Origin of the sequence: Slackia isoflavoniconvertens (assembly GCF_003725955.1) — a bacterium.
Classification (GTDB): domain Bacteria; phylum Actinomycetota; class Coriobacteriia; order Coriobacteriales; family Eggerthellaceae; genus Slackia; species Slackia isoflavoniconvertens.
The window spans coordinates 1-1985 of record NZ_QIBZ01000033.1 but is presented as its reverse complement, the minus strand read 5'-3'; the positions used below and the strand labels follow the sequence as shown (position 1 = coordinate 1985).

Genomic DNA, 1985 nt, shown 5'->3' with positions numbered 1-1985 from the left:
GTCCTACCGCGTCCGCCATGCCCTCATGCAGGAGGGCTAGCCGCTCAGAAAGCGTGCGCACTTCCGATGCTCAGGCTGCTCAATTTCCGATGCTCTTTTTGCTCAAATCCTCTTGACGAAACACACGCTTTCGTAGACGGCATACCAGGGGCGGTGAACTCGCCCTGCATCCATGACGCTATCTCCGAAGGCGCCGGCACGTCGTCGAAGCGCTTCGCGGCAGTCGCGGCAGTGCTCCCGTCGATTCCCTTGACCGTGATCGTCCTCGCGTGCACGTCCATCCCGAACCTGGATCAGCACCTCAACCCGAAGGCATACTTCGCCATGGCAGACGCATTCCATGTTTGCGACACAGCACCCGAGCCGACGGATTCCGGGCAGCGCCATTGTGACGGATTGCCCAATCCACGTGGTCCAAAAAGCCAGCAGCATGCTGGGTCTTTCTTTATGCCAGGCAGCCGTGCCAGTCAGCGGCTTGGGTCATACTGTCTTGCATAGCTTCGCGGCGACATCTCCCACCTCGCCCCTCTTGAACTGCAGCCGTTTCGACGCTCTTGCCATAAAGAAGGCAATCAAAGCGATCAGCTTCCCGATGGATTCGGGGCAATCGTTGGGCAGACCGCCATTCTCTAGACAGTACAACAAGTTTCGATAGTTCGGCGCGAGCGCGCTCTCGACCCTTCCCGGGCCTGCCTCAATAGCGCCCTTTTCGAAAAACCACTCCCCTCCACGCGTCTGCGAACGCCTTCGCAGCGACGGGTGACATGCAAGAAGGCATACGCATCAACAAAAAAACTTCAGGTAAAGCCGCGGAAGATAATGCTGCTACTCTACACCAGCCATCCACGTGCCCCAACCTCCATACCGAAGGTCAGCTATCTCACGTCCTCGCCCTGCATGCCCGCAGGCCAAACCAGCTCCGGCCCAAGGATTATTCTCTCCTTGCCGACGGTCTTGACGTTAGCGGTATAGCTGACCTCCAGGTCCCCACGCTCGTAATCGCCATAGATGTCGTCGATGAGCTTGTCGGCATCGTAGGTCACGACCCATTTGCTCTTAGCGCTGCCGACTTTTCTTGCAAGCGACCTGTGCTTCTCCTCGTCGAATGAGCTTCGATACAGGCCAGGGCCCTTCTGAACGTATGGAGGGTCTAGATAAGCAAACAAATCAGAATCACCCATCCTGCCGTCAATGAACTCCTCCGCGTCGAGCTTCGTCACCTCGATGTTATCCCTTCGCGCTGCGATGTCCATTACCTTCTTCTTCAGGGTCTCGCGGTTGAAGCGAGCATCCATCTTGAAATTGCCGGCCTGCTCAAGTCCGCCGATGACGCCGCCGCTCAGGATGCCCGACACATTGGTCCTGTTGAGGTAGAACGCAGCCCTGCCGAGCTCAGAATCGCTCACTCCGTCATGATTCTGGTACATGTCACGCATCCTTTTCCAAGTTTCAACATCAAGGACGGCGGAGTCGATGAACTCGCACAATTCCTCGCTGTGGTTGACTATGGAATCCCACATGCAGTAGACGGCACGGTCATAGTCGTTAATAACGACCGAGGACACATCACCCCTCAGAAGGAGCTTGATGGCAAGCCCCGCGCCGCCAGCGAACAGCTCGGCGTAGGGACGCCCAAGTAAACCGTTTTCTTCAAGAATCGCCTTAATCACGGGATACAGCTTCGTCTTCCCGCCCGGGTATCTGACAGGTGTGTATGTAATGGGCATCTCTCCACCTCCTCAATATGCAGTCTTAAACAGCCATTACCGAAGTTCACGTCCCGGTCACATTCTGCAAAACCCATTGGCCTCACCAATACGCTCCTTTAAGCACTTCAAAGTTGGAATGTATTTTGCAGGGTACCGTCAAGGATCTTTCGCAAATTCGCTGATGCCTAGGTGAGACCATCGGCATTCTCGCCCTACGCTTTGCCCTCCTCGTCTTCGAGCAGCGATACATCTAGGTAGCGCCTGCGGCCCCATTCG

Annotated in this window: 1 protein-coding gene; it reads right to left on the bottom strand. The window is 56.0% G+C overall.

Annotated features, from left to right (window positions below; translation table 11 throughout):
* Positions 1–875 precede the first annotated feature (875 nt).
* Entirely contained in the window at positions 876–1727 is an 852-nt protein-coding gene (locus tag DMP05_RS09605) for a DNA adenine methylase (protein WP_123220234.1), read from the bottom strand.
* Between the last annotated feature and the right edge of the window lie 258 nt (positions 1728–1985).